Raw genomic sequence first — 21,618 nt, forward strand, 5'->3', positions numbered from 1 at the left:
TCGGTGGAAGATGCCCAATTCCCTTGAGCTGGACGGACGCGGCCCCTCCGAGCGCCAGCTGTTCGGCGTCGGCATCGCCGTGGTGGTGGTCAGCGCCCTGGTCACGGCCATGATGTTGGTCAAATCCACCGGCAGGCTGAACGATTACGTGCGGGTGGTTGCCGATCTGATCAACGTGGGCGATGGCCTTCCGCAGAAGTCGGACGTCAAATACCACGGCGTGCTTGTCGGGATGGTCAACGACGTCGTCCCGGCGGCACACGGCGAACCCAACTATGTCCACATCGACCTCAAACCCGAATACGCCCAGGCGATTCCGGCCGCCGTGACCGCACGCGTGATGCCCAGCAATGTGTTCGCGGTGTCGTCGGTGCAGTTGGTGGGCTCCCCAAACCAAAAGGGCCCGGGGGCGAAAATCCGCCAGGGCGCGCATATTCCGGAGGACAAGCAGTTGCCGACCGTGCTGTTCCAAACCACCGTCAGCAAGTTGCGCGACCTGCTGGCCGCCGCGGGGCGCGGCCGTGACGACAGGTCGGTGGGGATCTTGGCCGCCCTGGGCGCGGCCACCGACCACCGTCGCGTCAGCCTGCTCAATGCCGGCGCGCAATTGAATCGCCTTCTCGACCAGCTCAATTCGATTGTCAGCACCGATACCGGCCCGTCGACGGTGTCCGCCCTGCTGGATGCGACGGCGGGGCTCGCGCAGACCGCCCCCGATCTTCTCGACGCATTGCATCAGGCCGTCGAACCGATGCGGACCTTCGCCGAGACGCGCGAGCAGCTGGCCTCGCTGGTGTCGGGTGCGGACTACACGGTCGGCACGACGCGCCAGTCGTTCGACAACCACATCGACCAACTCATCCGGATCACCACCGATTTCACGCCGGTGCTCGGCGTGCTGGCGCAAAAGTCGAACAACTTCGTTCCCGCCGTGACCAAGCTGGACGACCTGGCCAACCAGTTCATGGAGCAGGTCTGGAACCCGGAGAAGAACCTGGGCAACATGCACGCGATGCTGACGTTCACGCCCAGTTCCACCTACACACGCGCCGACTGTCCGCACTACGGCGAACTCAAGGGGCCCAGCTGCTTTACCGCGCCGCTGATTCCGGTGCGCCCCGACCTGCCCGAGGTGCTGCTGCCGCAGAACTATCATCCGCCCAAGGATCTGGCGCCCCCGCCGGGCACGGTGATCGGGCCGGACGGAAACCTTGTCGCGGTGGGCCCGCCGCTGATCAACCCGACTCCCAACCTGACCGATCCCAATCCCCCGCTGGCCCCGGGGATCACGCCGTCGCCGCCCGTGCCAGGGAGCGCGAATCCCGACAACCCGTCGCCGGGGGCTCCGGCGACTCCGCAGCCGCACCAGCCGTGGGTCGCCCCGGTGGCGCCCAAGGCGCCGTGGATTCCGCAGTCCGCCTTCGGGGGCTCTCGATTCGGGGGGAACGTGGGGCCCGTCGGGAGCCAGTACGAACGAAACATGTTGGGCGTGATCACCGGAACGCCCGCCTCGCCGGCCACCGAGCTGCTGCTCGGACCGGTCACCCGTGGCAGCACGGTGTCACTGGGCCGTCCGGCCGGGGAGGCCCCATGAAGTTTCGCGGTCCACTCATCGCGCTGGCGCTGTTCATGGTCGTCTCGTTGGCGCTGACCTGGCTGGTGTATGTGAGCCTGCGCCGTGACGTGGCCGGCGACACCGCACGGTATTCGGCGGTGTTCACCGACGTGTACGGGCTGCGCGAGGGCGACGACGTCCGCATGGCCGGGGTGCGCGTCGGCCGCGTCGAAAAGGTCGAGCTCGACGGGAAACTGGCGAAGGTCTCGTTCGTCGTGCAGCAAGAACAGCGGTTGTTCGGAAACACCCTGGCGTCGGTGACCTACCAGAACATCGTCGGCCAGCGTTACCTCGGACTGTCGTTGGGCAAGGAAGGGAGTCCGGAGCTGCTCGCGCCGGGCAGCACCATCCCGGTGGAACGCACCGAGCCGTCGTTCGACGTCACCACGTTGCTCAACGGCTACGAGCCGTTGTTCAGCCTGCTGAACCCGCACGACGCCGACAACCTGACCAAGGGCATCATTCAGTCGCTTCAGGGCGACACCTCGTCGCTGGCCACGCTGGTCGGCCAGACGTCCACGCTCACAGAGACATTCGCGGGCCGGGATCAGGCGCTGGGCAGCGTGATCACCAACCTCAACAAGGTGGTGGGCAACCTCGCGGCCCAGAACGACGATCTCGACGGCGTCATCACCGAGACCCGCAGCGTCGTCGGCGAGCTCGACCGACGGCGCCCCGACCTGGTCGCCTCCGTGGGCTCGCTGGCGCGGGTGACCGGCCGCCTGTCGACCTCGGCGTCCGACGTCTATCCGGCGCTGCGCGAATTCATCGATCGCAAGCCCGGCGTGGCCCGGCACATCATGGACGTCGAGCCGCAGGTGGCGTTCTTCGGCGACAACATCCCGCTGCTGCTGAAAGGACTTGTCCGGGTCGGCAATCAGGGCGCCTACGGCAACGCCTACGTGTGTGACGTGAACTTCCTGGGGTTCTTCCCCGGGCTCAACGATGTCGTGCCGATCATCATCAACGCCGCCACGCCGGGAAACAGGGCGTGGCACACCCCGAGATGCAGGAGCACCGTCGATGGCTGACAAGACTGTGCGGCAACGGCTTTCGGGGATGAAGCGACGCCCGCTGGAAAGCTACAACAAGACGTGGCTCGGATTCATCGCGGTCGCGGTGGTGGCGGTGGTGATCGGCGTCATGCTGCTGGTGCACGCCATCGGCGCCGGCTATCGGCACTACACCGCCGAGTTCCTGCAAGCCGCCTCGCTGCGGGCCGGCAATCCGATCGTGGTCGCGGGCATCCCGGTGGGCAACGTCACGAGCATGAAACTCGTCGGCGACCACGTCGAGGCCGGGCTGAAGGTTCGGGACACCGTCGCGCTGGGCAAGGACTCCCGCGCCCGGATCAAGGTCACCACCATTCTGGGGTCGCGGTACCTCGCGCTGGAACCCAGCGGCCCGGCGCACCTGCCCCACAACACCTTCGACCTGGCTCACACCGAGGTGCCCTACGACCTGCAAGCCGCGCTGCAGGACGCGACCACGACGTTCGAGCAGGTCGACTCCGACAGGTTCGCCCAATCGCTGGCGGTGCTGGGCAAGCAGCTCGAGGGCCTGCCCGCGGTGGTGCCGCAGGCGATCACGAACATCAACACGCTGTCGTCGATCATCGCGGTGCGCCGTGATCAGCTGGGCCAGCTACTGCGCAGCACCGAGCAGGTGACGAACACCCTGCGCCGCCAGCAGGCCGGCATCGGCAATCTGGTCAACCAGGGCCAAGACCTGCTCGGCCAATTCGTCGCGCGGCGCGCCGTCTTCCACGCGATGATGCAGTCGTTGACGAGTCTCGTTGACACCATGAGTCAGGTCGTGGTCAACGACCGGGCGGGTCTGGACGCGCTGATCAAAGACATGCGGGACTTCACCGCCTTGATGTCCGCGCACGACGACCTGCTGCACAGCATGCTGCAAATCAGCCCGATCTTCTTCCGCGAGGCGGCCAACCTCACGGGCGAGGGCAACGCGGTCAACTTCAACGCCCCCAACGTTCCGCTGATCGACTCGTGGATGTGCGCGATCAGCGGTCGCGCCAAGCAGTTCGGCATGATCCAGTACTTCAAGGACTGCAAGTGAAGGGCCGCACGAACAACCCCGGCGCCCCGCTCGTCGTCAAGGTGGTGGCCATCGTCGCTGCCGTGGCGGCGATCGCGGTGGTGGCCGTCGCCGGTTGGTGGTTCCTGCGCTCCGACGAGGACACGATCACGGTGACCGCCCAATTCGACAGCGCCTCGGGCCTTTACGAGGGCAACGTGGTCGCGGTGCTGGGCATGCCGGTGGGCAAGGTCACCAAGATCAACGCCAAGGGCGGCTATGTCGAGGTCGACTTCACCGTCGACCGCCACGTCAAGATTCCCGCCGACGCGCAGGCCGTGACGGTGTCGACCTCCATCCTCACCGACCGACAGATCGAACTCACGCCGCCCTATCACGACGGGCCGACCCTGCAGAACCACGACACCATCGGGTTGCCCCGCACCAAGACGCCCGTCGAATTCAGCAGCGTCCTCAACGTTTTGGACAAGGTGACAAAATCGCTCGAGGGCGACGGCCACGGCGGCGGCCCGATCGCCGACGTGCTGAACGGTGGCACCGCGGTGGTCAGCGGCAACGGCGAGAAGATCAAAGCCGCTCTCGGCGAGCTGTCCAAGGCGCTGCGCCTGTCCAGCGACGGCGGGACGACGACCCGCGAGCAGATCACCACGATCGTCAAAAACATCAGCACGCTGTTCGACGCCGTGGCCGCCAACGACACGAAATTGCGCGAATTCGCAACCACCATCCACCAAGTCAGCCAGATCATGGCGGACGAGGACCTCGGCAGCGGCAGCACCGGACGCAAGCTCGACCACCTGATCCAGCGGGCGGGCGACCTGCTCGACGCCAACCGCGACAACGTCAAGCAGGCCGTCGGCAGCGGCAACACCACGCTGAAGACGGTGGCCGACAAGCGGCGCGACCTGGCCGAGCTCCTGGATTTGGCCCCGCTGCTGGCCGACAACGCCTACAACATGATCGACCGGGCCAACGGCGCCGTGCGGGCCCGCTTCCTCACGGACCGTTTGATCTTCGACAGCCAGTACACCAAGGAGATCTGCAACCTGATGGGTCTTCGGCAACTGGGCTGCAGCACCGGGACCATCCAGGACTTCGGCCCCGATTTCGGGTTGACCTATGTGCTGGACGGTATGGCCGCCATGGGGCAGAAATGATGACCACCCGCGGGCGGGCAATGCCGTTGCTGCTGGCCGCGGTCATGGTGAGCGCCGGATGCGCCACGAATGGCCTTGCCAGCCTGCCCCTTCCGGCGCCGGGGCTGGGTTCGGGCGGCTATTCGCTGAACGCGGTGTTCTCCAACGCACTCAACCTGCCGATGAACGCCAAGGTCAAGCTCGCCGGCGCCGACGTCGGGCAGCTCGAATCGATGATCGCGCGCAACTACACCGCGCTGACCCGGCTGCGGATCAGGGACGGCGTGCAGCTCCCCCGCGGCAGCACCGCCGAATTGCGCACCGCGACACCGCTGGGCGACGTGTTCGTCGCCCTGAAGCCACCGGCCGCCGGTGAAACGGATGCGCCGCTGCTGCGCAACGGCGACACCATCGGCCTGGATTCCACGGCCGCCGCCGCGACGGTCGAGTCGGTGCTGAGCTCGGCGGCGATTCTGGTCAACGGCGGGGCGGTCCGCAATTTCACCAACATCATCAACGGTTTCGGCAAGGCGACCGGCGACCAGGGCCAGGCGTTCGGGGACATGATCCGCAAATCCAACGAGCTGCTCGGGACGCTGGATTCGCGGTCCGATCAGATCAAGAACGCATTGACCCAATTGTCGCACCTGGCCGACCAACTCGACGCCAAGAATCACACCATCAGCGACCTGATGTCGGCCGCCCGTCCCGCCACATCGGCCCTGGCCGACAACACCGCCCAGCTCTCCAATCTGGCCGTGCAGGTGGGCGACACCTCCCGGCTGCTGGCCAGGTTCCCGTCGATCGGCGGAACCGACACCAGCGGCCGCAGCCTGATCCGCGACCTGAACACGGTCGCCGGGGCCGCCAACGATGTGGCGGTGAGCCCCGACACCAGCTGGCTGTCGGTGAATCGACTGATTCCCCCGTTAATCAAATCGACTGCGGGGAACTCGATTTCGGTGAACGTCAGCGTGGACAAGATTCTGCTCGGGTCGCTTCCCGATATCGGATACCCCGGTGACATCGGGCTGCACGGCCCCCACCACTACAACGTGAACCTGCTCGTCGGCACGCTGAAGTACACCCTGTGGCGCCTGCAGGAGCGCGTGGTGGGCCGGGGGCCGGATTCGCCACAGGTTCCGGTGATTCCGGACCCGACCATCCCGGGCCAAATCGACGTCGCCCCCGGTCCCCCGCCTGGGGCTGCCCCGCCACCGGGGCCGCCCGAACCGCCGCCGCCGGGACCCCGCCCATGATCCGCACCATCGCCACGTTCGCGAATTTCGTTGTCCGGGTGGTGCGCAGGGGCCACCGGCAACAGGTTTGGTTGTCGGTGGCCGGATTGGTGCTGATCCTCGTCGTCGCCACCGCCTACCTGCTCGTGGGCGCGTTGCGGGTTAAGCCCTTCACCTCGTCCTACCGGGTCACGGTGCAGTTGCCGGAATCCGGCGGGCTGCTCCCCAATCAGGATGTCGCGCTGCGCGGGGTGCGCATCGGCCGTGTGGAGTCGCTGCAGATCACCGACGACGGGGTGAACGCCGTCGCCAGCATCACCTCGAAGGTGCGGATCCCCGCGAACGCCGTCGTGCACGTCTCGGCGCTGTCGCCGGCCGGCGAGCAGTACATCAACTTCGAGGCCGCGTCCGACGCCGGACCGTATCTGCACGACGGCAGCCGTATCGCCCTGGACCACACCACCGTTCCCGTCAGCCTGGCGCGGTTACTGGGCGACGCCGACGGGCTGCTGTCCCAGGTCGATCCCCACAAGATCGAATTGATCAAGAAGGAACTGAGCCTGAGCAAGGAGGGCCCGGCGAAGCTGACCGCCATCGTCGACGGCGGCACCTTCCTGCTGTCCACGCTCGACTCGGTGCTGCCCCAGACGACCAGCATCATCAAGACCAGCCGGGTGGTGCTCACCCTGGCAAGCGACAAGAACTCCGGCTTGGGCGCGGCCGCAACGGAACTCAACCGCACGCTGTCCGGGGTGGCCAGGATGCAGGCGGGCTATCGCCGGTTGACTGCGCAGACGCCGCGCACCCTGTCGGCCGTCGACAATCTGTTCGCCGACAATTCCGACACGATGGTGCAGTTGCTGGGCAGCATGGCGACCGTGTCGCAGCTGCTGTATCTGCGGGTTCCGGCGCTCAACGCGCTGTTCCCGGACTACCGTGGGTCGGTGTTGGACGCAGTGACGAGCGCGTTCCACGACAACGGGGTGTGGGCGATCGCCGACCTGTACCCCCGCTACGTGTGCGATTATGGGACACCGTCGCACCCGCCGTCGGCCGCCGACTACTACGAGCCCTTCATGTACACCTACTGCCGCGACGACGACCCCGCAGTCTCGATCCGGGGCGCCAAGAACGCGCCGCGGCCGGGCGGCGACGACACGGCCGGCCCGCCGATGGGGGCCAACCTGGGCCGCCGGACCGATCCGACCCCCAAGGGCCGCTTCACCATTCCGACCCCCTACGGCGGCCCGCAGCTGCCGATCGAACCGCCGCACTAGGCCCCGAACCGTCCGCGCCGATCCTAGGAGATGACCGTGATCGTGACCTCCCAAAAGAATCCGAAATCCGAGGCCGTCAAGACGGAGCCGGACGCCGAATCGACGCAAGACGTGTCTGACGATGTCGACGACGTGACCGCCGACGAGGCCGAGGATCAAGACGAGGGCGGTCTGCTCAGGCGCAAGCGTCCGGACGCCGAGCGCCGCAAGCGGCCTCGGAAACAGGATCTGAGGCAATATCTGCGCCGCGGCATCCTGCCGCTGTTACTCGTTGCCTCGCTTGCCGTTTCGGGATTCCTGGGATGGCGGCAGTGGCAGGACCATCGGGTCAGGCTGGCCGGCGAACAGGCCCAGCAGGCGGCGATCTCCTACGCGCAGGTGCTGACGAGCATCGACTCGAACAAGGTCGACGAGAACTTCCGGCAGGTGCTCGACGGCGCGACCGGCGAATTCAAGGACATGTACACCCAGTCCAGCGTGAAACTTCGGCAGCTGCTGATCGACAACAAGGCGACCGCGCATGGGGTGGTGGTGGACTCGGCCATCCAGTCCGAATCCATGAACAAGGTCGTCGTGTTGGTGTTCATCGACCAGACCGTCACCAACACGGCCGCACCCGATCCGCGCATCGACCGCAGCAGGATCAAGATGACCATGGAAAAGGTCGACGGCCGCTGGCGGGCAAGCAAGGTGCAGCTGTTGTGACGCGCCGGCTCATCGCGGCGTTCGTATTGGTCGCCGCCGCAACGCTTCCCACCACCGCCCGTGCGCACGCCTCGGCGCCGTCGTTCTGCGGCGAGCTCGGCGGGAACTGGGACGGCCAGTACTGCCACACCTCGGTCACCTCGGAACGCAACGCCGTGCGCGACATCAAGGTCGCGGTGCCCGAGGACCTGGTCGACAATCCGACCACAGGACCGGTGATCCGTGACTACCTGCACACCCTGGTCAACAACTGGCGAAACGCCAACTCCAGCATGGCCGCCGACAGCTACGGCGAGGAGAACTTCGAAGTCTTCCGGCACGCCAACCTGCTCAGCGCGGTGTTTCACGAGGACTATCACGCCGATGGCCCCCAGTCCAACAACGCCTATCGGACCTTCACGTTTGACATGTCGAGCGGCAGGCGGGTGCAGCTGGCGGACCTGACGACGTCGGACCCGCTGACCGCCATTCCCCCACTGGCTCAACCGTTTGTCCAAACCGCGCTCGATCAGGCGCCGCCGCCGCACGACCCCGGCACCTACCCGTTCACCGTCGACCGCTGGACCCCGGACAAGGTCTATTCCGGGGCGTACAAGGCCTGGGCGGTGACCCCCGACGAGTTGATCCTCTACATGCCGGACTACCCGGTCGGCCACGACAGCCCGATCAACTTCACACCCGGTGTCATGCAGTGGTACATGGACGGCGGCACGGTGCAGGCGCACATCCCGCTGTCGGCGCTCAGTTCCGTGCTGCGCATATGAGCCCCGTGTAAGTCGTTGCGCCACAGGCATACCGCCAGTCACAGGAGTATCTGGACCGGGGTACTGCCGACGTGCCCACCTCCGAGCGACAACCTCAGATGGAGGCGGGCGTTGTCGCTCGGAGGCGGGCAAAAGGTGTGATGCCATTGCGGCCGGACTCTGGCCACAGTCCGAGCCCGCCGGGCGCGCCGCGCGTCAGACGTTGACGTACTCGGCGTCGCGGTGACGCGGCACGAAGGCGCCGGAGCTCAGTCCTCCGGGTTGTAGGCGAGGTTGGAGCTGAGCCAGCGCTCACCTTCCTTCAGGGTCCAGCCCTTGCGCCTCGCGTAGTCGGCGACCTGGTCCTGGGCCATCCGGCCGACCACGAAGTACTGCGACTGCGGGTGCGAGAAATACCAGCCGCTGACGGCCGCGCCGGGCCACATCGCCATCGACTCGGTGAGCTCGATGCCGGTGCGCTCGTGGACGTCCATCAACTTCCACAGCGTCGCCTTCTCGGTGTGCTCCGGGCACGCCGGGTAGCCCGGGGCGGGGCGGATTCCCTGGTACTTCTCGGCGATGAGTGCGTCGTTGTCCAAGTGCTCGTCGGGCTTGAATCCCCAGAACTCCTTGCGGACCCGCTGGTGCATCCGTTCGGCGAACGCCTCCGCCAGCCGGTCGGCGAGCGACTCCAGCAGGATCGCGCTGTAGTCGTCGAGGGCCGCCTTGAACTCCGCGATCTTTTCACCGCTGCCGAGCCCGGCGGTGACGGCGAACGCGCCGATGTAGTCGGCCAGGCCGGTGTCCTTGGGCGCGATGTAGTCGCTTAGCGACCGGTTCGGGATGCCCTCCCGGTGCTCCCCCTGCTGACGCAGGTGGTGCAGCGTGGTCAGCACCTCGGTGCGGGTGTCGTCGGTGTAGACCTCGATGTCTTCGATACCCGAGCCGACCGCGTTTGCGGGGAAGAACCCGATCACCGCGTTGGCGGTCAGCCACTTCTCCTTGATCAGGGTGTCGAGCATCTCCTGCGCATCGTCGTACAGCTTGCGGGCGGCCTCGCCGGTGGCCGGGTTGTTGAGGATGTCGGGGAAGCGGCCCTTCATCTCCCAGGCATTGAAGAACGGCTGCCAATCGATGTACTCGCGCAACTCGGCGAGGTCGTACTCCTTGAACTCCCGCACCCCGAGGCCCTGGGCGGGCACCGGCGGCGTCTGGCCGGCCCACTCGATCGGGGTCCGGTTGGCGCGGGCCTTCTCCAGCGTGAGCATCGGGCGCTCGTTCTTCTGAGCGTGCCGCTCTCGCAGCGATGCGTAGTCCTTCTCGGTGGCTTCCAGCAGGCCCGGCCGCTGCTTGTCATCGAGGAGGGCCGCGGCGACCGGCACCGAGCGGGACGCGTCCTTGACCCACACCACCGGACCGGACCGGCGCGGCGATATCTTCACCGCCGTGTGAGCGCGCGAGGTGGTCGCGCCGCCAATGAGCAGCGGGATCTCGAGGCCTTCACGTTCCATCTCGACGGCGAAGTTGGACATCTCATCCAGGGACGGGGTGATCAGTCCGGACAGTCCGATGATGTCGGCGTCGTGCTCCCTGGCCGCGGCCAGGATCTTCTCGGCGGGCACCATCACCCCAAGGTCGATCACTTCGAAGTTGTTGCACTGCAAGACGACCCCGACGATGTTCTTGCCGATGTCGTGGACGTCGCCTTTCACGGTCGCCATCACGATCGTGCCGTTGGTGTCCTTCGCCGCTGCCGTACCGTTCTGTTCTTTCTCTTTCTCGATGAACGGCAGCAGGTACGCCACGGCCTTCTTCATCACCCTGGCCGACTTCACCACCTGGGGCAAAAACATCTTGCCCGAGCCGAACAGGTCACCGACGACGTTCATGCCGTCCATCAGCGGGCCCTCGATCACCTCGATCGGGCGGCCCCCGGCGGCGGCGATCTCGGCCCGCAATTCCTCGGTGTCGTCGTCGACGTGGGCGTCGATGCCCTTGACCAAAGCGTGGGTGATCCGCTCGCGGACCGGAAGGCTGCGCCATTCGGCCGCGGCGGGGTCTTCGGATTTCTCTGACTTGTTGAACCGCTCGGCGATCTCGAGCAGCCGTTCGGCCGCGTCCTCGCGGCGGTTCAGGACGACGTCCTCGATGCGGTCGCGCAGCTCGGGGTCGATCGAGTCGTAGGGCACCAGCGCGCCGGCGTTGACGATGCCCATGTCCAGGCCGGCCTTGATGGCGTGAAACAGGAACACCGCGTGGATCGCCTCGCGGACCGGGTTGTTGCCGCGGAACGAGAACGACACGTTCGAGATGCCGCCGGAGATGTGCACCCCGGGAAGGTTCTCCTTGATCCAGGCGCAGGCCTCGATGAAGTCGATCCCGTACGTCGCGTGCTCCTCGATTCCGGTCGCCAGCGCGAAGCAGTTCGGGTCGAAGATGATGTCCTCGGGCGGGAAGCCGACCTCCTCGGTCAGGATCCGGTAGGCGCGCCCGCAGATCTCCTTGCGGCGCTCCAGGTTGTCGGCCTGACCCTGCTCGTCGAAGGCCATCACGACGACGGCGGCGCCGTACTTGCGGCACAGCCGCGCCTCACGGATGAATTTCTCCTCGCCCTCCTTCATGGAGATCGAGTTGACGATCGGCTTGCCCTGCACGTTCTTCAGGCCCGCCTCGATGACCTCCCACTTGGAGGAGTCGATCATCACCGGGACGCGGCTGATGTCCGGCTCGGCCGCGATCAGCTTGGTGAACCGGTCCATCGCGGCGACGCCGTCGATCATGCCTTCGTCCATGTTGATGTCGATGACCTGCGCACCGACCTCGACCTGCTGCAGGGCGACCGACAGCGCGGTGTCGTAGTCCTCGGCCTTGATCAGGTTGCGGAACCGGGCGGAACCGGTGATGTTGGTGCGCTCACCGATGTTCACGAACAGGGAATCGTCGGTGATGTTGAGCGGCTCCAGGCCCGACAGACGGGTGGCCACCTCGATCTTCGGCACCTCGCGCGGCGGTTTGCCCTCGACGACCTTGGCGATCTCGGCGATGTGCGGCGGCGCCGTTCCGCAGCACCCGCCGACCAAGTTGACCAGGCCCGCCTCGGCGAAGTCGGCGATGTAGCCGGCCTGACGCTCCGGGGTCTCGTCGTACTCGCCGAAGGCGTTGGGCAGGCCGGCGTTCGGGTAGCACGAGACGAAGGTGTCCGCGATCCGCGACATCTCGGCGATGTAGGGCCTCATCTCCGGCGCGCCCAGGGCGCAGTTGAGGCCGACCGCGATCGGCTTCGCGTGCCTGATCGCGTTCCAGAATGCTTCGGTGACCTGACCGGACAGCGTCCGCCCGGAGGCATCGGTGATGGTGCCCGAGATGATCACCGGCCAGCGGCGTCCGCGGTCCTCGAACAGCGTCTCGACGGCGAACACGGCCGCCTTGGCGTTCAGCGAGTCGAAGATCGTCTCGATGATGAGCAGGTCGGCGCCGCCGTCGACCAGGCCGTTGGCGGCTTCCAGGTAGGCGGCGACCAGCTGGTCGTAGGAGACGTTGCGTGCGCCGGGGTCGTTGACGTCGGGCGAGATCGACGCGGTCCGCGTCGTCGGCCCGATCGCGCCGGCCACGTAGCGGGGCTTCTCCGGGGTGCTGTACTCGTCGGCCGCCTTGCGGGCCAGGGCGGCGCCGGCGTAGTTGAGCTCGTAGGCCAGGTCGGCCATGTCGTAATCGGAGAGCGAGATGGCGTTCGCGTTGAACGTGTTGGTTTCCAGGATGTCGGCGCCCGCCTCGAGGTACTCGCGGTGGATGCCCTCGATGATCTGCGGTTGCGTCAGGTTGAGCAGGTCGTTGTTGCCCTGCAGGGCGGTCGGCCATTCCGTGAACCGATCGCCGCGGTAGCCGGCCTCGTCCGGCCGGTCCCGCTGGATCGCCGTGCCCATCGCGCCGTCGATCACCATGATCCGCTGGCGCAGGGCCGCCGTCAGTTCGTCGGTGCAGTCGGGGCGGATGTTCGGCGCGAAGGCATCCGACGCGGAAGTGTTCTTCGCGGAAGTCTTCGTCTCAACGGCCGTCATGTGCATTCCTTCCGTAGCGGAAGGCGTCCTTGACTCTGCCGAGCGTGGCGGAGACCGGCAGGGGACCAGGCCCCCTCCAGAAACCGTTGCAACGCCTCTCGACCAGAAAAGTCTACGTCGTCACCCGACGCCTGGACGCCCTGGCTCGACCCGACCCGCGCTGCCCCGGCTCGCCAGCGCACGGGTCTTGTCGGCAATGGAGTAGTTACCAAGGTTAACGAGATTGCAGCCGGCCGTATTTCGCCTTGACCGCGGCGACGCCGTTGTGGCGATCGTCCAGCACAAAGTCCACGGCACGGCCTTCGTCAGCGGCAGTCACGCCATAAGAATAGTCGGCCTATGTAAAGCCCCCGGTGAAACGCTCGGCGGGCGCCAATTCACCGCCACCGCGCCCCGAAGATGGGGGCTAGATCCAATTGCCCGACTCCTCATCGAACCGCGCGCGGTCCGCATCGTCGTCGCGCGGAAGGCCGTACGCTAATTCTGTGACCCCGCCCGATGGCCCTCCCTTTGGCCTCCCTAGTGGTAAGGCCGCTCTGCCCGAACTGCATCAGACCATCGTCGTGGCCGCATTCGAGGGCTGGAACGACGCCGGCGACGCGGCCAGCGACGCGCTCGAACACCTCGAGGCCATCTGGGAAGCCGACCCCATCTTGGAGATCGACGACGAGGCGTACTACGACTACCAGGTGAATCGCCCGGTGATCCGGCAGGTGGACGGCGTGACCCGCGAGCTGGTGTGGCCGGCGATGCGGATCTCGCACTGCCGGCCCCCGGGCAGTGATCGCGATGTCGTGCTGATGCACGGGGTCGAACCCAACATGCGCTGGCGCACCTTCTGCGCGGAGTTGGTGGCCATCGCGGACAAGCTCAACGTGGACACCGTGGTGATCCTGGGCGCCCTGCTGGCCGACACCCCGCACACCCGGCCGGTTCCGGTCTCGGGCGCGGCCTACTCCCCCGAGTCGGCGAAGCGCTTCGGCCTTGAGGAGAGCCGCTACGAGGGGCCCACCGGAATCGCCGGGGTGTTTCAGGACGCCTGCGTGGCCGCCGGGATCCCGGCGGTGACGTTCTGGGCGGCCGTGCCGCATTACGTGTCGCAGCCACCGAACCCGAAGGCGACGGTAGCCCTGCTGCGCCGCGTCGAAGACGTGCTCGACATCGAGGTTCCGCTGGCGGACTTGCCGACCGACGCCGAGGAATGGGAGCAGGCGGTCACCGAGATGACCGCCGAGGACGAGGATCTCGCCGAATACGTGCAGTCGCTGGAACAGCGCGGCGACGCCGAGGTCGACATGAACGACGCGCTGGGCAAGATCGACGGCGACGCCCTGGCCGCCGAGTTCGAGCGCTACCTGCGCCGTCGCCGTCCCGGCTTCGGGCGTTAATGACGCGGTCGCCGAACTTGCCGGCGACCGATCAACTACGGAAACATCGCTTCGCACCCACCGATTGGACGTTTCATGCCCTCGTTGCCCGATGACGGCAACCCCAACCCAGGAGCCGGCGACTTCGGCGAAGACGCCGGCTACCGCAAGGGCCTCAAGCCCCGGCAAGTGCAGATGATCGGCATCGGCGGCGCGATCGGCTCCGGGCTGTTCCTGGGCGCGGGCGGTCGGCTGGCCAAGGGCGGCCCCGGGATGTTCCTGGTGTACGCCGTGTGCGGGTTCTTCGTCTTTCTCATCCTGCGGGCGCTGGGCGAGCTGGTCCTGCATCGCCCGTCGTCGGGCTCGTTCGTGTCGTACGCGCGCGAATTCTTCGGCGAGAAGGCCGCTTACGCGATCGGCTGGATGTATTTCCTGGGGTGGTCGATGACGGCCATCGTCGACACCACCGCGATCGCCACCTATCTGCGGCGGTGGACGAGCTTCGAATCGATCCCCCAGTGGGTGTTGGCGCTACTGGCCCTCATCGTCGTGCTGTCGATGAACCTGATCTCGGTGGAATGGTTCGGTGAGCTGGAGTTCTGGGCGGCCCTGATCAAGGTTTTCGCCCTCATCGCCTTCTTGGTCGTGGGCATCATCTTCCTGGCGGGGCGCTATCGGATCGACGGCCACAGCACCGGACTGAGCGTGTGGGCCGACCACGGCGGCATGTTCCCCTCCGGCGTGCTGGCGATGCTGCTGACCACCTCGGGCGTGGTATTCGCCTATGCCGCCGTCGAATTGGTGGGCACGGCCGCCGGGGAGACCGCGGAGCCGGAAAAAGTCATGCCGCGCGCGATCAATTCGGTGATCGCTCGCATCGCGATCTTCTACGTCGGGTCGGTCGCGCTGCTGGCGTTGCTGCTGCCGTACACCTCGTACAAGGCTACCGAAAGCCCTTTTGTCACTTTCTTTTCCACGATCGGCTTCCACGGCGCCGGGGACGTGATGAACGTGGTGGTGCTCACCGCCGCGCTGTCGAGCCTGAATGCGGGGCTGTATTCCACCGGCCGCATCATGCACTCGATGGCCTCCAGTGGCAGCGCCCCCGGCTTCGCGACCCGGATGTCCAAGAACGGGGTGCCCTACGTCGGCATCACGATGGCGGCCGCCATCTGCCTGTTCGGCATTGCCCTGAACGCGGTCAATCCCGGCGAAGCCTTCGAGATCGTGCTCAACATCGTGGCGCCGGGCATCATCGCGTGCTGGGCGACCATCGTGCTGTGTCAGCTGCGCGCCTACCGGATGGCCAAGGCCGGGCTGTTGCAACGGCCCCGGTTTCGCATGCCGTGGGCGCCCTATTCGGGCTATCTCACCCTGGCGTTCTTGGCCGGCGTCCTGGTCATGATGGCCTTCGACAAACAGACCGGCACCTGGACCATCGCCACGGTCGTGGTGGTCATCCCGGCGCTGAGCGCGGGGTGGCTCCTGGTGCGCAACCGGGTGGCGGCCATCGCGTCGCAGCGCGCGGCCCAGACCGGCTAGGACTTGCCAAGTCCCTGGTTATAGGCGCTGGTGGAACGGCCGAGCGCCGCGACCTGGGCGTCCAGTTGGGGTAACAGCTCGGCGGTCGATTTGTGCAGGGGCGCTTCGCCGACCGCGCTGGACAACACCGGCTTGACCCACCGGAACAGGGCCACCCAGCGCGGGCAGTAGACGCGGGTGCGCCGGCGCCGGATGCCCTTGACGAACGCGGCGGCGCATTTGTCGACGGTCGTCGTCTTGTTCAGCGGCCACGGGAAGCTGGCCAGCAGTTGGTTGAACGCGGACAGGTCGGTTTGGGTGTCGCGGACCAGCGCGGTGTCGATCCAGGACATGTGCGCCGAGCCGACCCGCACGCCGTGGCGGGCCACTTCCAGCCGCAGCGCATTGGCGAACATCTCGACGGCGGCCTTGGAGGCGTTGTACGGCGCCAGCCCGGGGCAGGCCGTGTAGGCGGCCAGCGAGGAGACGATCAACACGTAGCCGCGGCGCTCGGTCAGGGCGGGCAAGGCGGCGCGGACCGTGTGAAAGACGCCGAGCACGTTGATGTCGAGGACCCGCTTGAACGCCTCGGGGTCGACTTGGGTCACCGACCCGTAACTCATGATGCCGGCGTTGGCCACGACGACGTCGATGCCGCCGAACCGCTCGACGGCGCGGGCGGCGGCCGCCTGCATCGCCGACAGGTCGCGCACGTCGGCCACCGCGGTCAGCACCCGGTCCTCGCCCAGCTCGTCGGCGAGCGCCGTCAGGTCGGCCTCGTTGAGATCGGTGAGGACGAGCTTGGCGCCCTTGGCGGCCAGCCGGCGCGCGACCTCGGCGCCGATCCCCCGCGCGCCGCCGGTGATGAAAACGACTTGGTCCCGCAGCGATGTCATGGCCGACAACGTACCGCGCTGTGGACCGGAGTGACTGCGGCCGCCCGCGCGGGACGGTCGCCATCGGCCTCGGCGGCACGGGCCGAGGACGCTGATCGGTCGGTCGAGGCTATCCGCGGATCACCAGGCGGACGAATTATGCACGAATGGAATTAGCGTCCAGGAAATTGATTACAGAAAGCGGGCGGTATTTAGCGCGCGTCTCATAAAGTGTCGCGGGGCGATGGTTATCTCCGCCCACTCTTTGCGGATCGACGAGTCTGTGTAAACACTACGCTAACTTGCCGCCCCCACTACTCTATTCGTTCGCACCTTGCCCGCCGACACCAATGCCGACCGTAGGCTCCGGGCATGACACGCAGTTGCGCATGTCGGCGGGGGCCACGGGATGACAGTCGACAGCTCTGCCCCACCGCCAGTGACCCTTGTAGAAGTCGAATTCGGCCATATCCGATAAGCCACCGGCGCGCGGTGGCCCCGCCAACCCAGCCACCGCGCGCCGGATTTAACAACGCATCCACCCTCGGCCTAGTCGGCTTCAGTAATTGACGGGAGGGATGATGCACAGAAAATCGACTCCATCGAATCTACCCGTGTGGAAATTTGTGTCCCATGCCAGCTTCGGTGACGTGGACACCTATCTCTGGCATCGTCAGGGCAGCAACCTATTCTGCTGGCGCCCGGTGGGAAAGACGTGGAATGAAGCGACAAAGAAGAACGTCGCGTAATGACGGGCGTAACCAAATTCGACGGCTAAAAGACGGAGAAAAAAGCCGATCAACACTGTTTCGGCGGCGTGGGTGGTCCCCTACGCGTTCAAGCGGGCGAACTGACCTTGCCGATACTGCTCGACGCACGCCGAGCGCCGCACCTTGCCACTGGTGGTGATCGGTATCGACCCGGGTGCCACCACAACCAGATCCGCGACGCCGACGCCGTGCGAGTGGGAGACCGCGGAGGTGACGTCACGCTCCACGACGGCGAGCGTGTCCACCGCCTCGGCGCGGGACGCGGCCTTGTTCTTGACTTCGGCGATCACGACGAGCTTTTCCATGCCCTGATGCGGAACCGCAATCGCCGCGCACCGGCCCCGGGTGATCTCCTGGACCGTCGCTTCGATGTCGTCGGGCGAGTGGTTACGCCCGTAGACGATCAGCAGATCCTTGATGCGGCCGATGATGAACAGCTCGCCGTCGAAGAAGAACCCCGAGTCCCCCGTTCGCAACCACGGCGCTTCCGGTGCGCCGGCCGACGGAGCGACAAGCCGACCGCCGAAGGCGCTTTCGGTCTCCTTGGGCTTTAGCCAATAGCCCATGGCGACGTTGTCACCATGCACCCAGATCTCACCGACCGTTCCCTGAGGGCACTCAATCCTGGTGTCGGGATCAACGACACGAATCACCGGAGACCGCGGCGCCCCGTAGCTGACCAGTCGTGTGCCGGTTGAACTTTCGCACTGCTGCGCAATCCCGGTGGCCAGTTTCTCGGAGTCGAAGTGGGCGATTTTGGGTGGTTGCGCCGGTGTGCGGGTCAACGCGTACACCGTTGCCTCCGCGAGCCCATAGGCGGGCCGCACCGCTTTGTCGGGCAGATTGAAGCGCGTGAACCGCCCGGTGAAACGCTGCAAGGTCGCCGGATGCACCCGTTCGCTACCACTGAGGATGACCAGTACATTTCCGAGATCCAGTCCGGCCATGTCCTCGTCTGAGGTTTTGCGGGCCGCCAATTCGAAAGCGAAGTTCGGCGACGCGGAAAATGCGTGACTTTCCTTGGCCAGCAATTGCATCCATCGGGCCGGTCGCTGCAGGAACGACACCGGACTCATCAGCACCGTGCGAATACCGCCCAGGACTGGTGCGCACACCCCCAGTACCAAACCCATGTCGTGGTAAAACGGCAGCCACGACACGATGGTCGTATCGGGTGGAGCAACGCCGCCGTACTCCACACAAAAGTCGGACATCACCTGCCCGAAATTGGCCAGCAGGTTCCGATGCGAGACCATGACCCCGGCGGGCTGACGGGTCGACCCGGACGTGTACTGCAGATACGCCAGATCTGCGTGATTCTCGCTCCCGGCGCCGGATCCTGTGCGGGCGTCCAGGCCCAGCAGGTCGACCTCAACCACCGACGGCACGGGCCCGCCGGACTCCGACTTGACATAGTTCGCAACGGTTTCCGCAGCGGCGGACGTGGTGAGGACGACCGTCGGCGACGCATCGCGCAGCACCGAACTGACGCGCTCATCGCTGACGCCACCCAGCGGAACCGAAAGCGGAACCGCGACCCGCCCCGCCTGCAGTGTGCCGAGAAACGCCACGACGTAGTCGAGGCCCTGCGGGGCCATGATGACGGCGCGGTCACCCGTCGACCCGCAATCGTGAAGCTGCCGGGCAAGGTTCACCGTTCGCCGCTGCAGCTGAGACCACGTCAGGCTTTCGGCAATTCCGTTCCAGTCCTGCTCGTAGTCAATGAAGGTGAACGCCGTGTCGTTGGGCTGCAAGCTGGCTCGTTCACACAGCAGGTTCGAAATGGACGTCTCAACCATGATCACTCCATGCCGGCTCGGCCGGGGGTCCAAAAGGGTTTGGTGCATATCTGGCGTCGATCCCAGCCACGTTCGGTGGTCAGGATCTTGCGCAAGGTTTGTATGGTGCGGGCCTCGCCGGCGAGGTAGGCGACGCCGGGATGGGCGGGTAGCGGGAGGCTACGTAGGGCATCGGCGAGCACGGCAGAGTCTGCCGCCGGGGCGTCACCGCGCTCGACCCGGGTCAGGGGGGTGGCGAGGGGAAGGTGGTCGGTGTCGGTCGCGGCCTCGACCACGCCGTAAACCTCGGCGGACGGGTGCAGGGAGCGCAGCATCGCGGCGAACGCGACCGATGCGGTTTCTTCGCCGGCGAACACGTGGTAGGGCGCGTCGCGGCGGATGACGAATTTGCCCTGGGGGCGGGTGAACTGGGCCTGGTCTCCGACGGAGGTGGCCGTCGCCCAGCGTCTGGCGGGCGTCGCGTTCTTCGGGTCGCCGTCGTGGTCGACCATCACGATGTCGAGCGCACCGAGGTCGGGGGCGACGTCGTAGATGGAATACGTGCGGAGCACCGGGTACGGGCGCAGCCGCACAACGGAATCACGCAGGTTCGCGACCTGCAGCCGGACATGCTGACCCGGCGTCCAGGTCAGTCCCTGCAGCCGCGGGCCGCTGAACCGGATGCGGCGCATTCTTGGTGTCAGACTTTCGATCTCGCTGACCGTCGCGGAGAGGAAAACAGCGTCTCGCAGCGTGCTGATCAGTGGGAAACGTTCGATGAGTGTGGCCACAAAGAACTCCAAAACGCTTTCGGTGGTCGAGGGTGGGTGCCGGTCTGCTCAGTAGTTGTTGCAGGTGCCGAAGACGCGCTGGACGAGTTCAAACTGCTGGTCGGCCCCCGGCTGGCCGGCCAGCATCTGGGCCATCTGCTGGCGTTGACCCGGCGGCGAAGCGAGGAACTGACGCAAGAAGGCCCCGCTCTCCGGCGAAGAGTTGAATTGTGCGGCGGCTTGCGGATCCGCCGCCTGCAGCGCCGATATCACCTGTCCGTAATTGCAGGTGGTGTTGACGAACGGACTCAGGTCCCGATCGGCGTCCGCAAGGCCGGCGCCGGCGGTCAACGACAATGCGAGGGCGCAAACGCCGACAGCCACTCGGGTCAACGATTGCGTGGTCAATTGGACACCTCCTGAACGGGTGTGAACTCGAGGTGCAATTCCTTGAGGCGCCTGAACAACAGGGTGCGGTCCCAATCGAGCCGGCGAGCGCCCGGGGGACCGTGCTTGGCCTCGGAAAGCCGAATGTCGCGCATCCGAGCCAGGATTCGTTCCAGGCTCACCCGCACTTCGGCGCGGGCGATGGGCGCGCCCGGGCACGTGTGAACACCACGGCCGAACGCCATGTGATGCAGTATGTTCGGGCGGCCGAGGCGGAATTCGTCGGGATCGTCGAACCGCCGGGGATCGCGGTTTGCCGCACCGTTCATCACCAGAATGCTGGTACCGGCTCGCACATCGACGTCTCCGATCCTGGTGCTACGCCGCGCCAGGCGGAAGTTCGATTTGATCGGGCTCTCGATGCGCAGCATCTCCTCGATGAAGGCGGGAATCTTTGAATTGTCCTCGCGCAGCTGCTCTTGCAGGTCCGGTCGCTCCGCCAACGTGAGCATCGACAGACTCAGCAGGTCGATCGTCGTGCCGTGGCCCGCGGCGTACATGAAGGTGGCAACGCGGGCGACGTCTAACGCGTCGGGGGTCGTGCCGTCGGGAAACTTTGCCAACGCAAGCTCGGTGAGGACGTCGTCGCGCGGATTGCGCCGCCGTTCCTCGATGTACTCCACGAACCACTCCTCTTTCACGCCGACGAAACCGCTGCGGTCGCCTTCGAGCCTGCTGGCTCTCGCCGCGTGGCGGAATCGCTCACGATCGGCCTCGGGTACGTCCAGCAGGTCGGTGATCGCGTCGAGCGTGAACGGGAAGTTGTAGTCGAAGACGATCTCGCACTTACCCTTTGCGACGAAGCGGTTGAGTTGTTCATCGGCAAGGCGCCACAGGAAGTCCTCGTTGTTCTTGAGCTGTTTCGGCGTGAACAACCGGCTCAACAGCGAGCGGTGCGCGGTGTGCTTCGGTGGATCGAACGTGATGAAGTAGTCGCCGAACGTAACCTTCTTGCGGTGCCGCTCGATCACGTCCGAGATGTCATCGCTGTCGGTTTTGGTCGGAATCCCCGACCATGGCCCGCTGACGATGTTGCATACCGACAGGGCCTGCTCGGTGTCGCGTTGCACCGCGAGGGCCTCGTCGTACCCCGACACCATCACCACACCGTGCGCCGGCTCACGCCATACCGGGCAACGCCGGATCGCGTCGTAGTAGTCGTATGGGTCGTCGACGAGCGCCTTGTCGGTGAAGAAGTCGAGGTGCTCGGGTCCGCTCGGAGCGGACTTTCCTGTGACCATGTGATCGGAAGCCATGATG

General features: G+C 66.1%; 16 protein-coding genes. 10 read left to right on the forward strand and 6 right to left on the reverse strand.

Going from position 1 to position 21,618, the window contains the following annotated elements:
* The first annotated feature begins 10 nt into the window (after positions 1-10).
* Genes QGN30_RS16110 through QGN30_RS16145 form a run of 8 tightly spaced genes read left to right on the forward strand, consistent with a single transcriptional unit; the run spans position 11 to position 8,793 of the window.
* The gene (locus QGN30_RS16110) at positions 11-1,594 is read left to right on the forward strand and encodes an MlaD family protein (RefSeq protein WP_038536092.1); all 1,584 of its coding nucleotides are present in this window, start codon (positions 11-13) and stop codon (positions 1,592-1,594) included.
* Positions 1,591-2,646, forward strand: coding sequence for an MlaD family protein (locus tag QGN30_RS16115; RefSeq protein WP_014384593.1), 1,056 nt, complete (start codon positions 1,591-1,593; stop codon positions 2,644-2,646). The genes QGN30_RS16110 and QGN30_RS16115 overlap by 4 nt, the downstream gene beginning before the upstream one ends.
* On the forward strand, positions 2,639-3,694 hold the full coding sequence (locus QGN30_RS16120) for an MCE family protein (protein WP_038536090.1): 1,056 nt from the start codon (positions 2,639-2,641) through the stop codon (positions 3,692-3,694). Before QGN30_RS16115 ends, QGN30_RS16120 begins: the two co-directional genes overlap by 8 nt.
* Entirely contained in the window at positions 3,691-4,830 is a 1,140-nt protein-coding gene (locus QGN30_RS16125; protein WP_038536088.1) for an MCE family protein, read from the forward strand. The genes QGN30_RS16120 and QGN30_RS16125 overlap by 4 nt, the downstream gene beginning before the upstream one ends.
* Positions 4,827-6,068: an MlaD family protein gene (locus tag QGN30_RS16130; RefSeq protein WP_014384591.1), complete on the forward strand. Its 1,242-nt coding sequence runs from the start codon at positions 4,827-4,829 to the stop codon at positions 6,066-6,068. Before QGN30_RS16125 ends, QGN30_RS16130 begins: the two co-directional genes overlap by 4 nt.
* Positions 6,065-7,324 (forward strand): MlaD family protein, encoded by a 1,260-nt coding sequence (locus tag QGN30_RS16135; protein WP_009953398.1) that lies wholly within the window; start codon positions 6,065-6,067, stop codon positions 7,322-7,324. The genes QGN30_RS16130 and QGN30_RS16135 overlap by 4 nt, the downstream gene beginning before the upstream one ends.
* 30 nt (positions 7,325-7,354) lie before the next feature.
* Positions 7,355-8,029 carry a hypothetical protein gene (locus QGN30_RS16140; RefSeq protein WP_038536086.1) on the forward strand — a complete coding sequence of 225 codons (675 nt, stop codon included), beginning with the start codon at positions 7,355-7,357 and terminating at the stop codon, positions 8,027-8,029.
* Positions 8,026-8,793 carry a mannan-binding family protein gene (locus QGN30_RS16145; protein ID WP_036458839.1) on the forward strand — a complete coding sequence of 256 codons (768 nt, stop codon included), beginning with the start codon at positions 8,026-8,028 and terminating at the stop codon, positions 8,791-8,793. The genes QGN30_RS16140 and QGN30_RS16145 overlap by 4 nt, the downstream gene beginning before the upstream one ends.
* Positions 8,794-9,041: 248 nt before the next feature.
* Here QGN30_RS16145 and metH read toward each other — a convergent pair whose 3' ends face one another.
* On the reverse strand, positions 9,042-12,836 hold the full coding sequence (gene metH, locus QGN30_RS16150; RefSeq protein WP_248923625.1) for a methionine synthase: 3,795 nt from the start codon (positions 12,834-12,836) through the stop codon (positions 9,042-9,044).
* Between the two features lie 479 nt (positions 12,837-13,315).
* On the opposite strand from metH, the gene QGN30_RS16155 reads away from it, so the two are divergent.
* Positions 13,316-14,218, forward strand: coding sequence for a PAC2 family protein (locus tag QGN30_RS16155; protein ID WP_014380025.1), 903 nt, complete (start codon positions 13,316-13,318; stop codon positions 14,216-14,218).
* A gap of 75 nt (positions 14,219-14,293) precedes the next feature.
* Entirely contained in the window at positions 14,294-15,739 is a 1,446-nt protein-coding gene (locus QGN30_RS16160; RefSeq protein WP_009953407.1) for an amino acid permease, read from the forward strand.
* Here QGN30_RS16160 and QGN30_RS16165 read toward each other — a convergent pair.
* The 5 genes from QGN30_RS16165 to QGN30_RS16185 all read right to left on the reverse strand — a co-directional run bounded on the left by QGN30_RS16165 (position 15,736) and on the right by QGN30_RS16185 (position 21,614).
* The gene (locus QGN30_RS16165; protein ID WP_008256256.1) at positions 15,736-16,614 is read right to left on the reverse strand and encodes an SDR family oxidoreductase; all 879 of its coding nucleotides are present in this window, start codon (positions 16,612-16,614) and stop codon (positions 15,736-15,738) included. The genes QGN30_RS16160 and QGN30_RS16165 overlap by 4 nt on opposite strands.
* Positions 16,615-17,422: 808 nt before the next feature.
* Positions 17,423-19,162, reverse strand: coding sequence for an AMP-binding protein (locus tag QGN30_RS16170; protein WP_042792305.1), 1,740 nt, complete (start codon positions 19,160-19,162; stop codon positions 17,423-17,425).
* A gap of 2 nt (positions 19,163-19,164) precedes the next feature.
* On the reverse strand, positions 19,165-19,932 hold the full coding sequence (locus tag QGN30_RS16175) for a siderophore-interacting protein (RefSeq protein ID WP_026071587.1): 768 nt from the start codon (positions 19,930-19,932) through the stop codon (positions 19,165-19,167).
* A gap of 48 nt (positions 19,933-19,980) precedes the next feature.
* Positions 19,981-20,319: a hemophore-related protein gene (locus QGN30_RS16180; RefSeq protein WP_198347176.1), complete on the reverse strand. Its 339-nt coding sequence runs from the start codon at positions 20,317-20,319 to the stop codon at positions 19,981-19,983.
* On the reverse strand, positions 20,316-21,614 hold the full coding sequence (locus tag QGN30_RS16185) for a cytochrome P450 (protein WP_014380018.1): 1,299 nt from the start codon (positions 21,612-21,614) through the stop codon (positions 20,316-20,318). Before QGN30_RS16185 ends, QGN30_RS16180 begins: the two co-directional genes overlap by 4 nt.
* Positions 21,615-21,618: the final 4 nt, after the last annotated feature.

Source organism: Mycobacterium sp. 3-98 (assembly GCF_035918355.1).
GTDB lineage: Bacteria > Actinomycetota > Actinomycetes > Mycobacteriales > Mycobacteriaceae > Mycobacterium > Mycobacterium intracellulare.

Coding starts and splice junctions, on each gene's coding strand:
- QGN30_RS16185 (WP_014380018.1), bottom strand. CDS start 21,614: ATGGCTTCCGATCACATGGTCACAGGAAAGTCCGCTCCGAGCGGACCC.
- QGN30_RS16130 (WP_014384591.1), top strand. CDS start 4,827: ATGATGACCACCCGCGGGCGGGCAATGCCGTTGCTGCTGGCCGCGGTC.
- QGN30_RS16160 (WP_009953407.1), top strand. CDS start 14,294: ATGCCCTCGTTGCCCGATGACGGCAACCCCAACCCAGGAGCCGGCGAC.
- QGN30_RS16110 (WP_038536092.1), top strand. CDS start 11: ATGCCCAATTCCCTTGAGCTGGACGGACGCGGCCCCTCCGAGCGCCAG.
- QGN30_RS16140 (WP_038536086.1), top strand. CDS start 7,355: ATGACCGTGATCGTGACCTCCCAAAAGAATCCGAAATCCGAGGCCGTC.
- QGN30_RS16170 (WP_042792305.1), bottom strand. CDS start 19,162: ATGGTTGAGACGTCCATTTCGAACCTGCTGTGTGAACGAGCCAGCTTG.
- metH (WP_248923625.1), bottom strand. CDS start 12,836: ATGCACATGACGGCCGTTGAGACGAAGACTTCCGCGAAGAACACTTCC.
- QGN30_RS16165 (WP_008256256.1), bottom strand. CDS start 16,614: ATGACATCGCTGCGGGACCAAGTCGTTTTCATCACCGGCGGCGCGCGG.
- QGN30_RS16120 (WP_038536090.1), top strand. CDS start 2,639: ATGGCTGACAAGACTGTGCGGCAACGGCTTTCGGGGATGAAGCGACGC.
- QGN30_RS16135 (WP_009953398.1), top strand. CDS start 6,065: ATGATCCGCACCATCGCCACGTTCGCGAATTTCGTTGTCCGGGTGGTG.
- QGN30_RS16115 (WP_014384593.1), top strand. CDS start 1,591: ATGAAGTTTCGCGGTCCACTCATCGCGCTGGCGCTGTTCATGGTCGTC.